16 protein-coding genes and 1 other RNA gene are annotated in these 17532 nt (G+C 65.0%); 16 read left to right on the top strand and 1 reads right to left on the bottom strand.

Features of this window, described 5'->3' with window-relative positions:
- Positions 1-86 precede the first annotated feature (86 nt).
- The gene (locus FPZ08_RS22310; protein WP_246132843.1) at positions 87-1286 is read left to right on the top strand and encodes a hypothetical protein; all 1200 of its coding nucleotides are present in this window, start codon (positions 87-89) and stop codon (positions 1284-1286) included.
- Positions 1192-1776 (top strand): amidohydrolase family protein, encoded by a 585-nt coding sequence (locus tag FPZ08_RS09220; RefSeq protein WP_246132888.1) that lies wholly within the window; start codon positions 1192-1194, stop codon positions 1774-1776. The genes FPZ08_RS22310 and FPZ08_RS09220 overlap by 95 nt, the downstream gene beginning before the upstream one ends.
- Here the strand turns inward: FPZ08_RS09220 and FPZ08_RS09215 are convergent.
- Positions 1773-2675, bottom strand: coding sequence for a hydrogen peroxide-inducible genes activator (locus FPZ08_RS09215; protein ID WP_146289696.1), 903 nt, complete (start codon positions 2673-2675; stop codon positions 1773-1775). The genes FPZ08_RS09220 and FPZ08_RS09215 overlap by 4 nt on opposite strands.
- A gap of 92 nt (positions 2676-2767) precedes the next feature.
- On the opposite strand from FPZ08_RS09215, the gene katG reads away from it, so the two are divergent.
- From katG to FPZ08_RS09145, 14 genes are all read left to right on the top strand, one after another.
- Positions 2768-4975: a catalase/peroxidase HPI gene (gene katG / locus FPZ08_RS09210; protein ID WP_146289695.1), complete on the top strand. Its 2208-nt coding sequence runs from the start codon at positions 2768-2770 to the stop codon at positions 4973-4975.
- 477 nt (positions 4976-5452) lie between these two features.
- Positions 5453-6967, top strand: coding sequence for a winged helix-turn-helix domain-containing protein (locus FPZ08_RS09205; RefSeq protein ID WP_146289694.1), 1515 nt, complete (start codon positions 5453-5455; stop codon positions 6965-6967).
- 99 nt (positions 6968-7066) lie between these two features.
- On the top strand, positions 7067-8197 hold the full coding sequence (locus FPZ08_RS09200; protein ID WP_186767275.1) for a DUF2336 domain-containing protein: 1131 nt from the start codon (positions 7067-7069) through the stop codon (positions 8195-8197).
- A 191-nt stretch (positions 8198-8388) separates the two neighbouring features.
- On the top strand, positions 8389-9339 hold the full coding sequence (locus FPZ08_RS09195) for an ArsR/SmtB family transcription factor (protein WP_146289692.1): 951 nt from the start codon (positions 8389-8391) through the stop codon (positions 9337-9339).
- A 12-nt stretch (positions 9340-9351) separates the two neighbouring features.
- The gene (gene metF / locus FPZ08_RS09190; RefSeq protein WP_146289691.1) at positions 9352-10269 is read left to right on the top strand and encodes a methylenetetrahydrofolate reductase [NAD(P)H]; all 918 of its coding nucleotides are present in this window, start codon (positions 9352-9354) and stop codon (positions 10267-10269) included.
- Positions 10270-10463: 194 nt separating this feature from the next.
- Positions 10464-11234, top strand: a complete 771-nt coding sequence (locus tag FPZ08_RS09185; protein WP_146289690.1) for a hypothetical protein — start codon at positions 10464-10466, stop codon at positions 11232-11234.
- A 119-nt stretch (positions 11235-11353) separates the two neighbouring features.
- Positions 11354-12106, top strand: coding sequence for a molecular chaperone DjiA (locus FPZ08_RS09180; protein ID WP_246132842.1), 753 nt, complete (start codon positions 11354-11356; stop codon positions 12104-12106).
- A gap of 32 nt (positions 12107-12138) precedes the next feature.
- Positions 12139-12524, top strand: an RNA gene (gene rnpB / locus FPZ08_RS09175) — RNase P RNA component class A.
- A 154-nt stretch (positions 12525-12678) separates the two neighbouring features.
- Complete coding sequence (locus tag FPZ08_RS09170) at positions 12679-13104, top strand: hypothetical protein (protein WP_146289689.1); 426 nt, start codon at positions 12679-12681, stop codon at positions 13102-13104.
- Positions 13105-13108: 4 nt separating this feature from the next.
- Positions 13109-13336, top strand: coding sequence for a helix-turn-helix transcriptional regulator (locus FPZ08_RS09165; RefSeq protein WP_146289688.1), 228 nt, complete (start codon positions 13109-13111; stop codon positions 13334-13336).
- Positions 13337-13345: 9 nt separating this feature from the next.
- The gene (locus FPZ08_RS09160; protein ID WP_146289687.1) at positions 13346-14320 is read left to right on the top strand and encodes an NAD(P)-dependent alcohol dehydrogenase; all 975 of its coding nucleotides are present in this window, start codon (positions 13346-13348) and stop codon (positions 14318-14320) included.
- A 105-nt stretch (positions 14321-14425) separates the two neighbouring features.
- On the top strand, positions 14426-15427 hold the full coding sequence (gene rsmH, locus FPZ08_RS09155; protein ID WP_146289686.1) for a 16S rRNA (cytosine(1402)-N(4))-methyltransferase RsmH: 1002 nt from the start codon (positions 14426-14428) through the stop codon (positions 15425-15427).
- Complete coding sequence (gene ftsL, locus FPZ08_RS09150; protein WP_146289685.1) at positions 15424-15807, top strand: cell division protein FtsL; 384 nt, start codon at positions 15424-15426, stop codon at positions 15805-15807. Before rsmH ends, ftsL begins: the two co-directional genes overlap by 4 nt.
- Positions 15807-17516, top strand: coding sequence for a peptidoglycan D,D-transpeptidase FtsI family protein (locus tag FPZ08_RS09145; RefSeq protein WP_146289684.1), 1710 nt, complete (start codon positions 15807-15809; stop codon positions 17514-17516). The genes ftsL and FPZ08_RS09145 overlap by 1 nt, the downstream gene beginning before the upstream one ends.
- Positions 17517-17532: the final 16 nt, after the last annotated feature.

The following is a 17532-nucleotide window of genomic DNA, read 5'->3' as shown; positions in this document are numbered from 1 at the left end:
TCAGTAAATCCTCTCACGGCAAGCATAGTTGAATGGCCGCATGGCCGTGCTATGTTTGCGCGTCGCGGTCATTGCTGAGATTTCCGATGAAAAGACGGGGCGTTCTGGGGTTATTGTCCGCGGGCGCTGCCACGGCTCTTTTGCCCGCGCCTGCCATCGGGCAGATGAACGAACGCCGGATCGGCATCGACGCTCATACCCATATCTTCAACGTGCTTGATCTTCCCTGGGCGAGCTTTCTGTGGCGCGTCCAGGCACGGCAGTTCGAGGAGACCTTGCAGCAGGAAGAGTTGCGGCACGACAAGACCCTGGTGGTGCAGGGCCTGCTGGCGGTGCTGACATCGGTTGTCGTGCGGGCCATCGAACCGCTGAAGGACATTGAGCCGGCACCGCCCGGAACGCCACTGTCGGAGCGTTTTTCGCGCGGGGCGACGGAAGAGCGGTTTCTGGGCAGCCTGGCGGAAACGCTGCGCCTGCTGTTTCGCGACACCGCGACGTTTGAGCGGCTGTATTTCCCGCCGTTCGGCGAGGAACTCGCGGCCCATGGACGGGCTGTCGCGGACATGGATGTGGATCGTGCTGCCGCGGCCGAAGCCATTCGCGAGGAGATCAATGCCCAACTCGACCAGGCCATCAAGGAGCATGAAGAGGCCTGGTATCAATGGGCGCAGACCTTGGCGAACTCGTCCGGCTGGCTGGGGCGCGGGCTCGACTTCGGCCGTCGCCTGGCGTCTCCGAAGGCGGAAAACCTCGATACGCTTTTCGGGCTCTATACCAACAGGGAAGGGCCGGCGCTGGTCGCGGCGGCGCTGGTGGATCTTTCCGGCTGGCTGGATGAGGAGCCCACCCATTCGATCGCCTATCAGATCGAGCAGATGGGCGATCTGCAGTGGTGCACCCGGACCGGCACGCTGATGCAGATGATCGTGCCGTTCAATCCCTGGCGGCAGGTTGTCGCCGATATCGGGCGGGCAAGTGGGCCGGACCCGATCGCGCTGATCACCGAGGCTGTCGAGCAGCGCGGCGCTGTCGGCGTCAAGATTTATCCGCCGATGGGCTTCCTGCCGATTGGCAATGCCGAGGGCGACCTGGCCTTTCCGGCCCGGGCGAAGGCTGAGCTGGGAAGCGGCTTTCAGGGGGCGGCTGGACGATGCTTTGCTGAAACTCTACGAGACCTGCAGCAGGCTCGATATTCCCATCCTGGCCCATACTGCCGATGGCAACGAGGCCGGCGAGGGATTCGGCGAGCGCGCCCATCCGGACGGTTGGCGCCGTGTGTTCGATGAATTCAGCAAGTTGCGGGTGTGCATGGCGCATTTCGGCGGCTTTGCATCCGACCCGAATGCGCCATCCGATGCCTGGGAGGCGGTCGTCGCGGGCCTCGCGATGAATTATCCGGGCCAGGTTTTCGCCGACCTGTCCTATCTGACCCGTGCGATCCCCCGGCATCCCGAGAGTGCCAACCGCTATATCGCCATTGCCGGGTTGCAGGCGACGTTGGACCGGGTCCCGGACCTGGCCAATCACATTGTCTTCGGCAGCGACTGGCACATGATCTCAAAAGAGCGGGACAATGAGCAATATCCCTCGCATATCGAGGGCTATCTGGACGAGGCCGGGCTCGGCCCGGCGGAGATCGAACGGATTTTCGTGGCCAATAATCTGCGGCTGTTCGGGCTGGTTCCGGGGGCGCAAACGTATCAGCGCCTGCAGGACTATTACCAGACCAAGGGCACCGCGCATTTCGATACGATCATCGCGCTGAACAACAGCTAGTCTCCTGGCGCGTTGCCGCTGCGACCGATGAGTTCGGCCATCTTATCGAAGGTCTTGCCGAAGGGCGTCGCGGCGCGCCAGACCAGCGACAGATGCCGGCCGGCGCCGGGCGAGAGCAGGTCGTGAATGGCGATGCGGGGATTGTTGGCTTCCTTGCGCAGGGCAATGCGCGGCAGCAAGGTCACGCCCTGGCCGTTGGCGACGAATTCGACAATGGTCGAGAGCGAGGTGGCAGCGAAAGTGCGGCCGGCGGGATCGCTGTCGAGCCGGCAGGCGGCAATGGTCTGGTCGCGGAAGCAGTGGCCTTCGTCGAGCAGCAGGATGCGATCGGGGTCGAGGCTGGATAGCGACACCGGTGCGGTGGTGGTTTCCTCGCGGCTGGTGGCCAGCACGAAAGGGTCGTCGAACAGGGGGCGGCTGACCAGGCGCGGGCCATCGCTGGGCGCTGCGGTGCCGATCAGCGCGACATCGAGGCTGCCATCGGCGAGACCTGCAAGCAGCGCATCGGTGCGGTTTTCGCTGACGGTGAAATCGAGGCCCGGCAGGCCCGCGGTGAGGGCCGGGAAAATCTCGGGCAGCAGATAGGGCGCCACGGTCGGAATCAGGCCGAAGCGGATCGGACGGTCGGGCTGGCCGGCATGGCCGAGAATGAGCGTTTCGACCGCCTCGGCGCTTTCGACCACGCGCTGGGCCAGCGCGATGAATTCCCGCCCAAGCGGGGTGGGCCGGACGCCGCTGCGCAGCCGGTCGAACAGTGGCGCGCCGCACAGGCCCTCAAGCGCCAGGATTTGCTGGGATAAAGCCGGCTGCGACACGGCGCAGGCCTCGGCTGCCCGCCCGAAATGGCCTGACCGGGCCACGGCCAGGGCATATTGCATCTGTTTGAGGGACACGCTCACGATAAGTTTTTCCTATTGATATGGGAAGAAGTATCGATTGGCCTAATGATTGTCACCCCCCTATAAGGCCGGTAGCAGCAAAGGAGCCCCTCATGGACGACCAGATTTCTCCCCATTCGCAAGGTGAGGCTCCGGCCGGCAAGTGCCCGGTGGATCACGGTAAATCGGCGGGTCGCAGCAACCGCGACTGGTGGCCCAACCAGCTCGATCTTTCGGTGCTGCACCAGCATTCGGCCCTGTCCAACCCGATGGGTGAGGCCTTCGATTATGCCGCCGCGTTCAATGCGCTCGATCTCGAGGCGCTCAAGGCCGACCTGCACGCGCTGATGACGGATTCGCAGGAGTGGTGGCCGGCCGATTTCGGGCATTACGGCCCGCTTTTCGTGCGCATGGCCTGGCACAGCGCCGGCACCTATCGCGTGGCCGATGGCCGTGGCGGCGGTGGCGGTGGTCAGCAGCGCTTCGCGCCGCTCAATTCCTGGCCCGACAACGTCAATCTGGACAAGGCGCGGCGCCTGCTTTGGCCGCTCAAGCAGAAATACGGCTCGGCCATTTCCTGGGCCGACCTGATGATCCTGGCCGGCAATGTCGCGCTCGAATCCATGGGCTTCAAGACCTTCGGCTTTGCCGGCGGTCGCGTCGATACCTGGGAGCCGGAGCTCGATATCTATTGGGGCAAGGAAGGCGAGTGGCTGGCCGACGAGCGCTATAGCGGCGAGCGCGATCTGGACGATCCGCTGGCGGCGGTGCAGATGGGCCTGATCTACGTCAACCCCGAGGGGCCGAACGGCAATCCGGACCCGCTGGCATCGGCGCGCGATATCCGCGACACCTTTGCCCGCATGGCGATGAATGACGAGGAAACCGTGGCGCTGATCGCCGGTGGCCACACGTTCGGCAAGACACACGGCGCGGGCGACGCCGCCAATGTCGGGGCCGAGCCGGAATCGGCCGGCATCGAGGCGCAGGGGCTGGGCTGGGAAAACAAGTTCGGCACCGGCAAGGGCGGCGACACGATCGGCAGCGGGCTCGAAGTCACCTGGACCTCGACGCCGACCAAGTGGAGCAACAATTTCTTCTGGAACCTGCTCGGCTATGAGTGGGAGCTGACCAAGAGCCCGGCCGGTGCCCACCAATGGACGCCCAAGCATGGCATGGGCGCCAATTCCATTCCCGATGCGCATGACCCGTCCAAGCGCCATGCGCCGACCATGCTGACCTCCGATATCGCGCTGCGGGTCGATCCGGCCTATGAGAAAATCTCGCGCCGCTTCTTCGAGAATCCGGACGAATTCGCTGACGCCTTCGCGCGCGCCTGGTTCAAGCTGACCCACCGCGACATGGGCCCCAAGACCCGCTATCTCGGGCCGGAAATTCCCGCAGAAGATCTGATCTGGCAGGATCCGATCCCGGCGCTCGACCATGCCGTGATCGACGATGCCGATGCAGCGGCGCTCAAGGCGAAAATCCTCGCCACGGGCCTGTCGGTGGCCCAACTCGTTTCGACCGCCTGGGCGTCCGCCTCGACCTACCGCGCTTCGGACATGCGGGGCGGCGCCAATGGCGCGCGTATCCGCCTGGCGCCGCAGAAGGATTGGGAGATCAACAAGCCGGCCCAGCTCGCCGATATCCTGGGCAAGCTCGAAGCCATCCAGGGCGAGTTCAATGCGGCTCAGGGCGGCGGCAAGAAAGTGTCGCTGGCCGACCTGATCGTGCTGGCCGGCAGCGCGGGCGTCGAAAAGGCCGCCAAGGATGCCGGGCTCGATATCACCGTGCCCTTCACGCCGGGCCGCATGGATGCGTCGGCGGAGCAGACCGACGGCGATTCCTTCGCGCCGCTCGAGCCGACGGCCGATGGCTTCCGCAACTATGCACGCGGCCGGCAGCGCCTGTCGCTCGAAGCGGGGCTGATCGACAAGGCACAGTTGCTGGGGCTGACGGCGCCGGAACTGACCGTGCTGGTCGGTGGACTGCGCGTATTGCGGGCCGGCGAGCCGGAGCATGGCGTGTTCACCAACCGCCCGGAAGTGCTCAGCAACGACTTCTTCGTCAACCTGCTGGATATGGCCACGCAATGGAAGCCGGCGGCCGAAGGCCCGGGCATCTATGAAGGCCGCGACCGGACGAGTGGTGAGCTCCGCTGGACCGCGACGCGTGCCGACCTGATCTTCGGTTCGCATTCGCAATTGCGCGCGCTGGCCGAGGTCTATGGCCAGGCCGATGCCGGGGAAAAGTTCGCCAAGGACTTCGTCTCGGCCTGGGTCAAGGTGATGAACGCCGACCGCTTCGACCTGCGCTAAGCGACGGAAACCAACAAAAGGCCCCGGGCATGTCCCGGGGCCTTTTTCATGAATGGCATGCCCGAAGGGAGCTCAATCTCTTCGGGCATGCCGCGACCGGCCGGCTGGCCAGCCGATCAGGTCAGGCGCAGCCAGTCGCTCAGGCGCTCCCACAAGCCGGCCTTTGACGGCGGCGGCGGCTCGTTTCTTGCGACAGGGTGGTCCTCGCCTATCGGGCGTGTGGCCGATCCGCCCAATCTGGCGGTGAACATGACGCTCACGAGCGGCGCCCCCTCGCTACGGTCCCGATCACGTTCCATCGATTCCCCCCCATGCTTCGGCGGCAGGCTACGCGGAGATTGTTGGCTTGTTGTTTGATGGACGGATTTTCGCGATTTGCCCGCTTGTCATTGGTGCCCGCCGCTGCAAATCTCCGGCCTTCGGGGGCAGACAGTCTTGCGCAGGCACAGTTTCAACGGATTGATATTCGAGGAATCGATGCGTTCGGCCCGTGGCGCCGATGGCAGCGAGATCGTCTTCACGCGCCAGGAGCGGGTGCTGCTGATGGAGCTGAGCCGTCGGCCCGGCGCATTGCTGAGCCGGAGCGAGTTGCACCGCGCCATGGCCGCGACCGGCCGCATGGCCGGCGAGCGCAATGTCGATTTTATCGTCAATCGCCTGCGCGCGCGGCTGGGTGACGATGCACGGGCGCCGCGTTTCATCGCCACGCAATATGGCGAAGGCTATGTGTGGATCGCCGCTGCCGACCGGCCGGATGGGGTGGCGGCTTTCGTCGTGGTGGGCCCGGTGCGGGGCGAGGCGCAATCGGCCGCGGCGGCGAGCCTGGTGCAGGGCATAAGCGATCAGTTGGCCACGCTGTTGGGCAGCGGGCGCAAGGTCGTGCTGGTGCCGGACTGGCAGGGGGACGAGGCGGCGCAGGTCGCCTTTGCTCTGGAGATCAGCCTGCATGCGGAGCTGTCGGACCTGCATGCCGCCATGGCGCTGCGCAGCCTGCCTTCGGGCCGGGTGATCGCGACGCGGCGGGCGCGGATGGCGCAGCGTGAGGCGGCCGGGCAGGGTGTGGCGATTGCCCGCTGGGCTCGCGGCGCCATCTGGCGCCATATCGCCGTGCCTGATGGCTCCGAGCTGCTGACGCCATCCGATGTGCCGGTGGAAATCCGGCTCAACGAGGCGGGCCGCGCTTTGACCCGCTCGCCCGAACGCTGGCGCGAGGCCGAGGCGCAATTGCGCAAGGCGCGCGACGAGCGGCCGGGCGATCCGTCGCTGGCCATATTGTGGGCGCTCAACCTGTTTGCCCGGCTTATCCAGTGGCCGCCCGATCCGGGGCTGGCCTCTCCCGGCGGGGCCACGGCGCTCGAAGACGAAATCGAAACGCTGGTGCTCGGCAACCTGGCGGGGATCGAGGACAATGCCCTGCTCAAGCTGGCAGCGGCCAAGCTGCTGTTCTTCACCGATCGCGGGCATCTCGAACTGGCCGAACAACTGGCCGACGAAGCCTTTGCCGACAGCACGGCGTTCGGTGCGGCCTATGCCACGCGCGGCCAGATGCTGATGTGCCGGGGCGCCATACCAGAGGCGGTGGCGCTCTACGACAAGGGGATCGAGCTGGCCGAGTTCGGGTCGGACTTTCACATCTATCTGCTGGTGCTCAAATGCACGGCGCTGATGGCGGGCAATGACCGGCCGGGCGTGGCCCGGACCAGCGAGGAGCTTTACCTCGCCCGGCCCAATAGCCGCTGGATGGCGCCATTCTTCATCTCGCCCTATGACGATGACCTGCCCGAGCCGGTGGCGGCGGCGCTTTCGGCCTATTCGCCCGAGCGTTGCCAGCAGGTGCTGCGGCACCTCTACCAGACCTCGGCGCGGCATTTCCTCGCCGCGGGGCACCGGGCCAGTGTGATGCGCGGGCTGGCGACCGGCCTGCGCCGGCTGGTGGGGCCGCAGGCCATTCCTGATGACATTGCCAGGCTGCTGGCCGCATCCATTCGCTAAAATTTGAATCAAATGCCCGCGCCGGCTTTCAGGGCCCGCAAGAAGGTGGCTGTGCATCGTCAGGCTCCAGATTTGCGGCAGAAGCCGGGAGAGCAGGCAATGAGCGAACTTGATGAAGGCCAGCGGGCATTTTCGAGTTTCCGGGTCCTCAATGGCGAAGACAACCAACCGGAACGGGAACAGTTGTTCCGCAACATGGCGCAGCTCTTCAGCTACGTCTCGGACCGGTGCGACGACGAACAGGTCGCTCAGTATGACGAAGTGCTGTGCCAGTTGGCCGAACTGGTCGAGGTCGAGGCGCGGGCGCATGTCGCCAAGCTCCTGGCCCCGCTGGAGCGCGCGCCGGGCACTGTCGTGGTCAAGCTCGCCAATGACGATATCGAGGTGGCCAAGCCCCTGCTCGAATTCTCCAATGTGCTCAGTGACGACGACCTGATCGACATTATCGGTCGCCAGAGCGAAGAGCATCGCCTGGCCATTGCCGGCCGCGCCAGCGTGCCCGAACGGGTGGGCGAGGCCATTGTCGAGCATGGCGACCGCACGTCGGTGGTGCGCCTGGTGCGCAATACCAATGCCGAATTCGACAAGGCGACGCTGGAAAAGCTGGTGGAGCGCGCCACGCGCGATGCCGAGATTGCCGCCGACCTGCGCAACCGTCCGGAAATCGACTGGAAGAGCCTGCGCGGCGAAATCGACTCGGTGGCCTCAAAAGTGCTGGAAACGCTAGGCCAGGTCGATCGCGGCCTCGATCCGGTCGCGGCCGGCAAGGTCAATGCCGTGGTCTATAATCGGCTACGCAACCGCGCCGGCTTCTCGGCCACCGAATGGAAGGTGGCCTATAACCAGGTCAAGGCGCTGAGCGACCGCAAGCAGCTCGACGACCGCGCGCTGACCCGTTTCGCCCGCTTCGGCTATGGCCACCATGCGGCGGCGGCGCTGACCGTCATCCTGCGCGTGGCGCCCGAAGTCTTCGTCAAATGGCTCGCCAGCCAGGATTATGTGGCGATCACCGTGGCGCTCAAGGCCGCCGGCATGTCGCCGGACCTGTTCGAGGCCACCGTGGCAACCCTGCCATGGCGCGACCTGCCGAGCGAGGCCGACAAGGCCATGGTCGTCAGCCGCTTCGAGGCCATCGACAAGGAAGAAGCCATCGGTATTTTCGAACTGTGGCGCGCCCATTCCTTTCGCAAACGCGCGGTCAGCGAAGAACGTGCTGCGATGAGCGCCTAGGCGTTCTACCTGGATCGTCACCCTCGGGCCTGACCCAAGGGAGCTTCACTTAACCAATGCACCGCAAGTCCAGAGCCCTCGGGTCAAGCCCGAGGGTGACGTTTGGTATTTGGCGACGCATCGCACCCACTTCCCCCTAGACCTCACCTGAATTTCGATATAAAGATATCTTTATATCTCGTGAGGGGCAGATGGCCGAGCTGGATGAACTGGTTAGCGTGCTCAAGGCGGCGGGGGAGGGGACCCGGCTGCGCCTGCTGGCGCTGTTGTCCGATGGCGACCATTCGGTCAAGGACCTGACGGAAATCCTCAAGCAGAGCCAGCCGCGTGTGTCGCGGCATCTCAAGCTCCTGGCCGATGCCGGGCTGATCGAGCGTAATGCCGAGGGCGCCTGGGCCTATTATGGCCTGGCGCAGGACGGGCATGGCGCCGCTTTGGCCGAATGGCTCATCGAGCGGGTGGATGGGCACGATCCGGAGCGCCGGCGTGACATCGAGCGGCAGCAGGCCGTGCGCACCAGCCAGCAGGCGCAGGCTACCGAATATTTTGCCAAGGTCGCCAGTAGCTGGGACCTGCTCAAGACCCTGCATGTGCCCGAGGAAGCGGTGGAAGCCGCGGTGGTTGCTGCCCTGGGCGGGCGACGCGTCGAGACGCTGATCGACCTGGGTACCGGCACCGGGCGGATGCTCGAAGTGCTCTCGGGCTCCTACAAGCGCGGCATCGGTATCGATTCGAGCCGCGAAATGCTGGCCGTGGCCCGCTCGCGGCTGGCCACGGCAGGCATTACCCATGCCCAGGTGCGGCTGGGCGATATCGGCGATGTCGATCTGGCGGCCGGACCGGCCGATGTCATCGTCATCCATCAGGTACTGCATTATTTCGACGATCCGGGGCGCATGCTGGCGCAGGCGAGACGCCTGCTGAAACCGGGCGGGGAAATGATCATTGTCGATTTCGCCCCGCACGATCTCGAATTCCTGCGCAGCGAGCATGCCCATCGGCGGCTCGGCCTGTCGCAGCTCCAGATGAGCGGCTGGGCCGCTACTGCCGGCCTTGCGGTCGAGGCGGTGCACGAGTTTCCCGGCGAGAACAGTAAACGTGGGCTGACGGTCTGCCTGTGGCGCCTCAGCGACAAGACTTGAACGGATAGATCAATGCTCGACGACAACCTCCGCGCCAGCCGCCAGACAGCGCATGATCGCCCGGACCTGCAGATTTCCTTCGAATTCTTCCCGCCCAAGACCGACGTCATGGAGGAAAAGTTCTGGGACACTGTGCATCGGCTGGCGCCGCTCAAGCCGCGTTTCGTTTCAGTTACCTATGGTGCTGGTGGGTCCACCCGCGAGCGCACTTTGCGCATGGTTCGCCGCATCAAGGCCGAGACCGGCGTCGATGCCGCGGCGCATCTGACCTGCGTGGGCGCGAGCCGGGCCGAGGTCGATGACGTGGTGCGCGGCTACAGGGAAGCGGGCATCAACCGTATCGTGGCAGTGCGTGGCGATCCGCCGGAAGGCGTCGGCAAGCCCTTCGTGCCCCATCCCGAGGGCTATCGGAATGCGATCGAGCTGGTCGAGGGCATCCGCCGCATCGGCGATTTCGACATTTCGGTATCGGCCTATCCGGAGCGGCATCCGCAGAGCCCCGACTGGAACAACGAGATCGACAACCTGAAGCGCAAGATCGATGCAGGCGCCACTCGTGCGCTCACGCAGATGTTCTTCTCCAATTCGGACTATCTGCGCTATCTCGACCGCGCCCGCGCGGCCGGGATCACCGCGCCGATCGTGCCGGGCATCCAGCCGATCCATAGCTTCCGGCAGATTGCCAGCTTCGCCGCGCGCTGCGGCACGGCCATTCCCGGCTGGCTGGCCGAACGGTTCGACGGGCTCGACAATGACCCGGAAACCCATGCCCTGGTAGCCGCCGCCGTGGCAGCGGAGCAGGTGACCGAGCTGGTGGATGAGGGCGTGACCGAATTTCACATCTATACCCATAACCGCTCGCCATTGGCGCTGGCGCTGGGCCGTATCCTGGGGCGGCGGCACGAGGTCGCGGCGGTCGACGCCGCCTGATTTTAACCTTGTATTCACCATGATCTGGTGCCATTGGCTCTCGGCCCGCGCGGCTGGGAGCTGGCACAGCGTCATTCAGCTTCGGTTCAGCTTGCGGGCCTCATTGCTGGCAGCGTGCGCCGATTTCATAAAATGGCCACGAAAATCCGGCTCTTTCGCCCCTTGAGGGCGGCGCAAATCGGGACGTTAGGACCATGAGCATCGACCGTCGTATCACCAATGGCCTGGCCTGGGCCGGTGCAATTCTCGTCGTCGGCATTCCGACGGCGGACCTGTTGTCGGCGCAGTTCATGGGCAATCCGGCCGCTCCGGTGTCGGCCCAGGTGGCCGTGATCGAACCCATTGCCCCTGTTCCGGCGCCGCTGAGCCAGCGCCCCGATGCGCCGGCAGTGGAGCCGGCGACGGAAGTGGCGGTGGTCACTCCGGTCAAGCCCGCGACACCGCCAGCCGCTCTTACCAAGCCGGCCGCGACCCCCGCTGCGCAGACGGCCGATGCGGTCGATGCCTTCCTGCAGTCCGGCCGCAAGCTGCCCAGCTATATCACCGGCGCCGACGCCGCCCCGCCGACCACGGTGGCCGTCACGCCGCCCGCGCGCACGCCCATCGTCACCACGCCACCAGCCACATCAGCTGCGATCGATCCAGTCGAAGTCGCCGCCATCGCGCCGCAAAAGGTCGCGCCGGTGCCCATGCCGCTGTCGATGCGGCCCCGGCCGGTTGTCGCCGTGGCGCCGCCGGTTGTGGTCATTCCGCCCTCTGTCGGCCTGCCGCCGGCCAATGTCACCGCGACCGACCTGGCCGATTGGGAAAGCGGGCCGCTGTCCGAATTCCTGGCCCGGCGCCAGGGCAATGGCTATGTCGATCCGGGCTATGACCCGAACGGCTTTTATCTCGATGAAGGCCCCAACCGTTCGCGTGCCCGCGTCATCGCGCGGGAAGTGGATTCGTTCTTCTTCGCCGATTGAGGGCAGGGCGGCCATGCGCCGCCGGCAATGGACCGCGCCACGCGCAATCGTTATCCTGCCCGCCAGCGGGCATGATGCCCGCCCGATTCATTCCAAAGGCGCAGCCGGTCATTATTTGCATGCGCAAGCCTGAAGAGAAAATCGACATGTGGCAGAGATTGAGCGACCTGGTCGGCTCGTTCAGCCAGCGCACGGGCCTTGCGGGGTCGCTGGTCAATGCGCTCGACCCCGATACCTGGCTGCCGGGTGGGCGCGACGCCGCCTTCACCCTGGCGCTGATCGCGCTCGCCGCCAAAATGGCGGTGGCCGATGGCGCGGTGACCGCCTCCGAGGAGCGCGCCTTCCGCGCCACGGTGGAAATCGCCCATGGCCATGAAGAGCAGATTATCCGCGTGTTTAACCTGGCCAAGCAGGATATCGCCGGCTACGACGCCTATGCCCGCAAGGTGACGCGCTTCTTCCACGACAGTCCCGATACGCTCGAGCATGTGCTCGACAGCCTGTTCTACATCGCCACGGCCGACGGCATGGTGCATGAGGCCGAGCTCGATTACCTCAAGTCGGTGAGCGATATTTTCGGGTTCGATGATGCGCGCTTCGAACAGATGGCCAGCCAGCATGTGCAGCTCGAAGCGGGCGTCGACCCCTATGCCGTGCTGGGCCTGGCGCCCAATACGCCGCCCGAGGAAATCCGCCGCGTCTATCGCCTGCTGGTGGCCGAGCACCATCCTGATCGGCTGATCGCCAAGGGTGTGCCCGAGGATCTGATCGATGTAGCGACCGATCGCATGAAGGCGATCAACCTTGCCTACCAGGCGCTGACCAAGCCCAGGCAGACGCCGCTGCTGACGGCCGATCCCGCCAGCGCTTGACGCGGGCCTACCCAACTCACTACATCAGCCGGCCAGTTGACCGGGTGGCCGCTGGCAGTGGGGTAACCTGCTGCTGGAGGAAAGTCCGGGCTCCATCGAAACACGGTGCCGGCTAGCGGCCGGCGGGGGCGACCCCAGGGAAAGTGCCACAGAAAGCAAACCGCCGACCTTCGGGCCGGCAAGGGTGAAAGGGTGCGGTAAGAGCGCACCGGGTGCCTGGCAACAGGGACCGCACGGTAAACCCCACCGGGAGCAAGACCAAATAGGGATGACGCGGGGCTCCGGCCCCAGCCTGTTTCGAGGCCAGATCATCCGGGTTGGTTGCACGAGCGTCCTGGCAACAGGCGCCACAGATGAATGGTCACCACGTCGCGGCAACGCGGCCTTACAGAACCCGGCTTATAGGTCAACTGGCGTAGAATATGCCGCCGATCTCCAGAAATGGAGGTCGGCGGTGCCATTTCGGGTGATCGGGAGCCCGGCAGGTCGGGTCTTTACGACATTGTGTATGAAATAATTGACATTATGTCGTCTTTCCCATACTTAGGCCCCAACAAGAATGGAGCCGAACCATGACCTTCAAGGAAATGAATGCGGGTGTGATGCTGCTCAGTGCAGTGGTGATTTCGGCGTGGGTGCTGATGGGGGCGCTTGGCGATCCCGGGGCCGGCGTGCCCGAGGTGGCGACGCGGCTTGGCTGGGCCATGGTGGCGTCGGTGGTGTTCAATATCGTGGCGATGATCGTTTTCGCCATTCTGGTCAGCATGGTGCAGGGGCAGGAATTGAAGGATGAGCGGGCCGATGAGCGCGACCATGCGGTGAGCGCCCGGTCCATGCGCAATGGCTATGTGGTGGCGTCGGCGGGCGGGGCGGCGGCGATATTTCTCTGGGCTTTCGGCTTCGATTTTGCCGTGGGCATCTACGTACTGTTCGGCGGACTGATGCTGGCCGGGGCCACCGATGCGGCGTCGCGGCTCTATTACTACCGGGTCGGCTAGAACGATGGGCAAGGGACAGGCGGCGATCAGCAATACGATCCGGGTGCTGCGCTTCAATGCCGGCGAGATGACGCAGGCGGCCTTGGCCGAGAAGGTCGGGGTGACGCGCCAGACCATCGTGGCCATCGAGCAGGGGCGCTATTCGCCCTCGCTGGAAGTGGCCTTCCGCATTGCCGCGGCCTTCGATGTGCCGCTCGACCAGGTGTTCCAGTGGCATGGTCAGGGCCAATAGGAGCGGGCGATGAGAATAGTAACGCAAAGCCGCTATGGCGGGCCGGACGTGCTCGAAATTCGCGATGTGCCACGCCCGGTGCCGAAGGAGAATGAAATCCTCGTTCGTGTCGAGGCCTTCAGCGTGACGCTGGCCGATTGCGCTTTCCGTAAGGCCGATCCGTTCATCACGCGATTTTTCAACGGACTGTTGCGCCCGAAAAACCTGGTGCTGGGCGACGATATCGGCGGGGTGGTGGAGGCGGTGGGCAGCGCGGTCACGCGCTTTGCGGTGGGCGATGCGATCTTCGGCTCGGTCGGCTCCAGCCTGGGCGGCGCGGCCGACTATGTGTGTCTTGCCGAAGACGCGGCGGTGGTTCGTCGGCCGGATGGCCTCGATGCCGGGCAGGGCGCGGGGCTGAGCTACGGCTATCTCACCGCCATGCCCTTCATGCGCGACGAGGGGCAGGTGAAGCCGGGCGATCATGTGCTGATCAATGGCGCTGCCGGCAGTGTCGGCGCGGTGGCGCTGCAACTGGCCCGGCATTTCGGGGCCGAAGTGACGGCGGTGTGCAGTGCCCGCCATGCCGACCTGATGCGCGCGCTGGGTGCCGATCATGTGATCGACCGGAACGAGGCTGATTTCACCACGGCACGCGATGCCTATGACGTGATCTTCGATGCGGTGGGCAAATCGAGCTTCGGGCGCTGCCGGGCGGCGCTCAAACCGGGCGGCATTTATCTCACCACGGTGCCGAGCCTGGCCATCATCTGGCACATGCTGACCAAACGCGCGCCGGGCAGGCGCGGAAGGCTGGCGACGACCGGATTGCGGCCGGTCAGCGCCAAGCGCGCGGACCTGGCCGTGCTCGCCGAACTGGTCGAGGCCGGCGCGGTGCGGGCGGTGACGGATCGGCGGTTTCCGCTGACCGAAGTGGTCGAGGCGCACCGCTATGTCGAGACCGAGCGCAAGGCGGGCGATGTGGTGGTGGAAATGGCCTGGTAAACGCCGCCAAACTCCCCATGGGAAACAGAATCTTAAGCGTCGTCACGCAAAGTGGGGAGAAGTTTACGAACCGGCCGCTGAGCCGGGAGTGGAGTAGTGACCTCTATGGGCAAGCGTTCCGTGCCCGAAACCAGCCAAAATGCTGGCCCGCATGTCCCCGTCCTGCTGGATGAGGTGCTGGCAGCGCTGTCGCCTCTATCGGGCAAGCGCATTGTCGACGGCACATTCGGGGCCGGTGGCTATTCCCGCGCCCTGCTCGAAGCGGGCGCCGTGGTCATCGCCATCGATCGCGACCCCAGCGTGCAGCCCTTTGCCGATGCGCTGATGGCCGAATTCGAAGGCCGTTTCATCTTCGTCGCCGGCACGTTTTCCGAACTCGACAGCCTTGCCGCCGAGCATGGGCCGATCGATGGCGTCGTGCTCGATATCGGCGTTTCCTCCATGCAGCTCGATCAGCCGGAACGCGGCTTTTCCTTCATGCGCGAGGGGCCGCTGGACATGCGGATGAGCGGGGCGGGCGAAAGCGCCGCCGACCTGGTCAACACGCTCGATGCCGAACCGCTGGCCAACCTGCTCTATGCCTTCGGCGAGGAACGCAAATCGCGCCGCATTGCCCAGTTCATCGTGGCGGCTCGCGAAACCGCGCCGATCCGCACCACGCTGGAACTGGCCCGCATCATCGAAAAGGCTATCGGCCGCAAGCCGGGCGATGCCCACCCGGCCACGCGCTCTTTCCAGGCCTTGCGCATCGCCGTCAATGCCGAATTCGAACAACTGGTGGAAGCCCTGTTCGCGGCCGAGCGGCTGCTGGGCGAGGGCGGGCGGCTGGCCGTCGTGACCTTCCATTCGCTGGAAGACCGCATCGTCAAACGGTTCTTCGATCCCGACAAGGGTGGCCCGGCCCAGTCGCGCCACCTGCCGCAGGTGGTGACCGAAGAGCGCCGCTGGATCGAGGTGGCCAAGGCCGCCAAGCCCGGCGAGACCGAGCTGGCGCGCAATCCGCGGGCGCGTTCGTCCATCCTGCGTGCCGCCACACGTTCGGCGGCGCCGGCGCGGCCGGTGCGCTTTGACGGGCTCGGCATGCCCCAGGTGCGAGGGGCCGCATGATCCGCAATCTCAACATCATCCTGATCTTCACCAGCGTCTTCATGCTGGCCGGCGTCTATGCGCTCAAATTCTCCATCGAGAACACGGCCAGCGAGCGCACGGCGCTCATCGCCCTGATCGACAGCCAGGAGGGCCAGCTCTCGCTGGTCAAGGCCGACGAGGCGGTGCTGAGCCAGCCCGGCCATATCGAGCCCATCGTGCGGCGCCATCAGGTGGCCCTGGCCATCGTGCCGGTGAAGCAGGAGCAGTTCGGCGCCTTCGGTGAATTGCCGATGCGGCCGGTCAAACCCAATACGGCGGCGATGGATTCCCTGTTCGAATCCCTCGAAGCCGGCGTGGATCCGATCGACGCCATTCTCGAACTGGAGGGGATCGAATAATGGCGGTCACGGCAGAGGATTTCGGCCCCACCATCGCGCTCGACGGCGCCCGCAAGGCGCGCGGCAACCTCACGCAGAACCGCATCCGCTGGATGGTGCTGGCTTTGGTGCTGGGCTTCGGGCTGGTCGGGGGGCGGCTGGTGCAACTGGGCATGGTCGTGCCCGATTCCACCATCGAGGGGCAGGCGCGCGATGTCATCACCGCCACGCGGCCGCCGATCCTGGATCGCAACGGGCTCGAAATGGCCGTCGATATCCGCGTGCCGTCGCTGTTTGCCGAGCCGCGCCGCATCATCGATGTCGAGGAAGCCGTGCGCAAGCTGCGCACTGTGCTGCCCGATCTCGACGAGACCTGGCTGCGCAACCGGCTCACGGGCGAACAGGGCTTTGTCTGGGTGCAGCGCGAGCTGTCGCCGGCCATCCAGGATCAGGTGATGCGCCTGGGTATTCCCGGCATCGATTTCATCACCGAATCCAAGCGTTTTTACCCCGGCATGACCGAGGCCAGCCATATTCTGGGCGCGACCAATATCGACAATCAGGGCATTGCCGGTATCGAAAAGCATATGGATGGCGAGAATGTCGCCCTGCTGCAGGATCTGGGCCTGGCGCGCGGCAATGCGCTGGCGCCGGTGGATCTCAGCGTCGACATGCGCGTGCAGCATATCATGCACGAGCAATTGCTGGATGCCATGACGCGCTACCAGGCCATCGCCGCAGCCGGCGTGATGATGGACATCTATACCGGCGAGATCATCGCTCTGGCCTCGCTGCCCGACTTCAATCCCAATGAACCGGCGACCGCGCTGGTCAAGGATAGTTTCAACCGCATCACCTCGGGCATTTTCGAGCCGGGTTCCATCTTCAAGACGGTGACCATGGCTGGTGCGCTGGATAGCGGGCTGGTGCGGATCACCGATCAGTTCGATGCGCGTTTCGGCATTCGCTTCGGCCGCTTCACCATCGACGATTTCCATGGCAAGCACCGCATTCTCAGCCTGCCGGAAGTCTACAAATACTCATCCAATATCGGCACGATCCGCGTCATGCAGGCCATGGGCAAGGATGCGTTCCGCGCTTTCCTCACCACGGTGGGTTTCGACCAGCGCGTGCCGTTCGAGCTGCCGGAAATGCGCCTGCCGACCGTGCCCAAGGAATTGTCCGAAGTGGGCGCCGCCACGGCCTCGTTCGGCCATGGTCTGTCGGTCTCGCCCCTGCATATGGTCACGGCCTATGCCGCCTTCGTCAATGGCGGCAACTATATCGCGCCCACGCTCTACAAGCGCGACGTGGCCGAGGCCGAAGCGCTCTATCGCCGTGTGTTGCAGCCCTCCACCAGCGAGTCCATCCGCTACCTGATGCGGCTCAATGCGCTGGAAGGCTCGGGCAGCCAGATGAACAAGGAAGCCCTGGGCTACCGCGTCGGTGGCAAGACCGGCACGGCCGAAAAGGTGGTCGATGGCCGCTATTCGTCCAGCAAGGTCACCAACTTCTTCGCCTCGGCCTTTCCGCTCGACAATCCGCGCTATGCCATGGTCATCATGGTCGACGAGCCGAAGGCTGAAAGCGTGACGACCGGTACGACGGCCGGCTGGAATGCCGGCATGGTCACCGGCCGCATCGTGCAGCGCGTCGCGCCGATGCTCGGCATTGCGCCCGATTTTTCCGAGATTCTGGACCGGAATCTCGTTCCTCCCGCCCTCAGATAGAATGATCCAGAAGGGT

Source organism: Devosia ginsengisoli (genome assembly GCF_007859655.1).
Taxonomy (GTDB): Bacteria; Pseudomonadota; Alphaproteobacteria; order Rhizobiales; family Devosiaceae; genus Devosia; species Devosia ginsengisoli.
This window is presented reverse-complemented; position numbering and strand designations above follow the sequence as displayed.

What these genes read in the sequence shown, in the direction of transcription:
- FPZ08_RS09185 (WP_146289690.1), top strand. Translation starts at nt 10,464, where the DNA reads ATGAGCATCGACCGTCGTATCACCAATGGCCTGGCCTGGGCCGGTGCA.
- ftsL (WP_146289685.1), top strand. Translation starts at nt 15,424, where the DNA reads ATGATCCGCAATCTCAACATCATCCTGATCTTCACCAGCGTCTTCATG.
- FPZ08_RS09205 (WP_146289694.1), top strand. Translation starts at nt 5,453, where the DNA reads ATGCGTTCGGCCCGTGGCGCCGATGGCAGCGAGATCGTCTTCACGCGC.
- FPZ08_RS09180 (WP_246132842.1), top strand. Translation starts at nt 11,354, where the DNA reads ATGCGCAAGCCTGAAGAGAAAATCGACATGTGGCAGAGATTGAGCGAC.
- FPZ08_RS09170 (WP_146289689.1), top strand. Translation starts at nt 12,679, where the DNA reads ATGACCTTCAAGGAAATGAATGCGGGTGTGATGCTGCTCAGTGCAGTG.
- metF (WP_146289691.1), top strand. Translation starts at nt 9,352, where the DNA reads ATGCTCGACGACAACCTCCGCGCCAGCCGCCAGACAGCGCATGATCGC.
- FPZ08_RS09145 (WP_146289684.1), top strand. Translation starts at nt 15,807, where the DNA reads ATGGCGGTCACGGCAGAGGATTTCGGCCCCACCATCGCGCTCGACGGC.
- FPZ08_RS09200 (WP_186767275.1), top strand. Translation starts at nt 7,067, where the DNA reads ATGAGCGAACTTGATGAAGGCCAGCGGGCATTTTCGAGTTTCCGGGTC.
- FPZ08_RS22310 (WP_246132843.1), top strand. Translation starts at nt 87, where the DNA reads ATGAAAAGACGGGGCGTTCTGGGGTTATTGTCCGCGGGCGCTGCCACG.
- FPZ08_RS09165 (WP_146289688.1), top strand. Translation starts at nt 13,109, where the DNA reads ATGGGCAAGGGACAGGCGGCGATCAGCAATACGATCCGGGTGCTGCGC.
- rsmH (WP_146289686.1), top strand. Translation starts at nt 14,426, where the DNA reads ATGGGCAAGCGTTCCGTGCCCGAAACCAGCCAAAATGCTGGCCCGCAT.
- katG (WP_146289695.1), top strand. Translation starts at nt 2,768, where the DNA reads ATGGACGACCAGATTTCTCCCCATTCGCAAGGTGAGGCTCCGGCCGGC.
- FPZ08_RS09160 (WP_146289687.1), top strand. Translation starts at nt 13,346, where the DNA reads ATGAGAATAGTAACGCAAAGCCGCTATGGCGGGCCGGACGTGCTCGAA.
- FPZ08_RS09195 (WP_146289692.1), top strand. Translation starts at nt 8,389, where the DNA reads ATGGCCGAGCTGGATGAACTGGTTAGCGTGCTCAAGGCGGCGGGGGAG.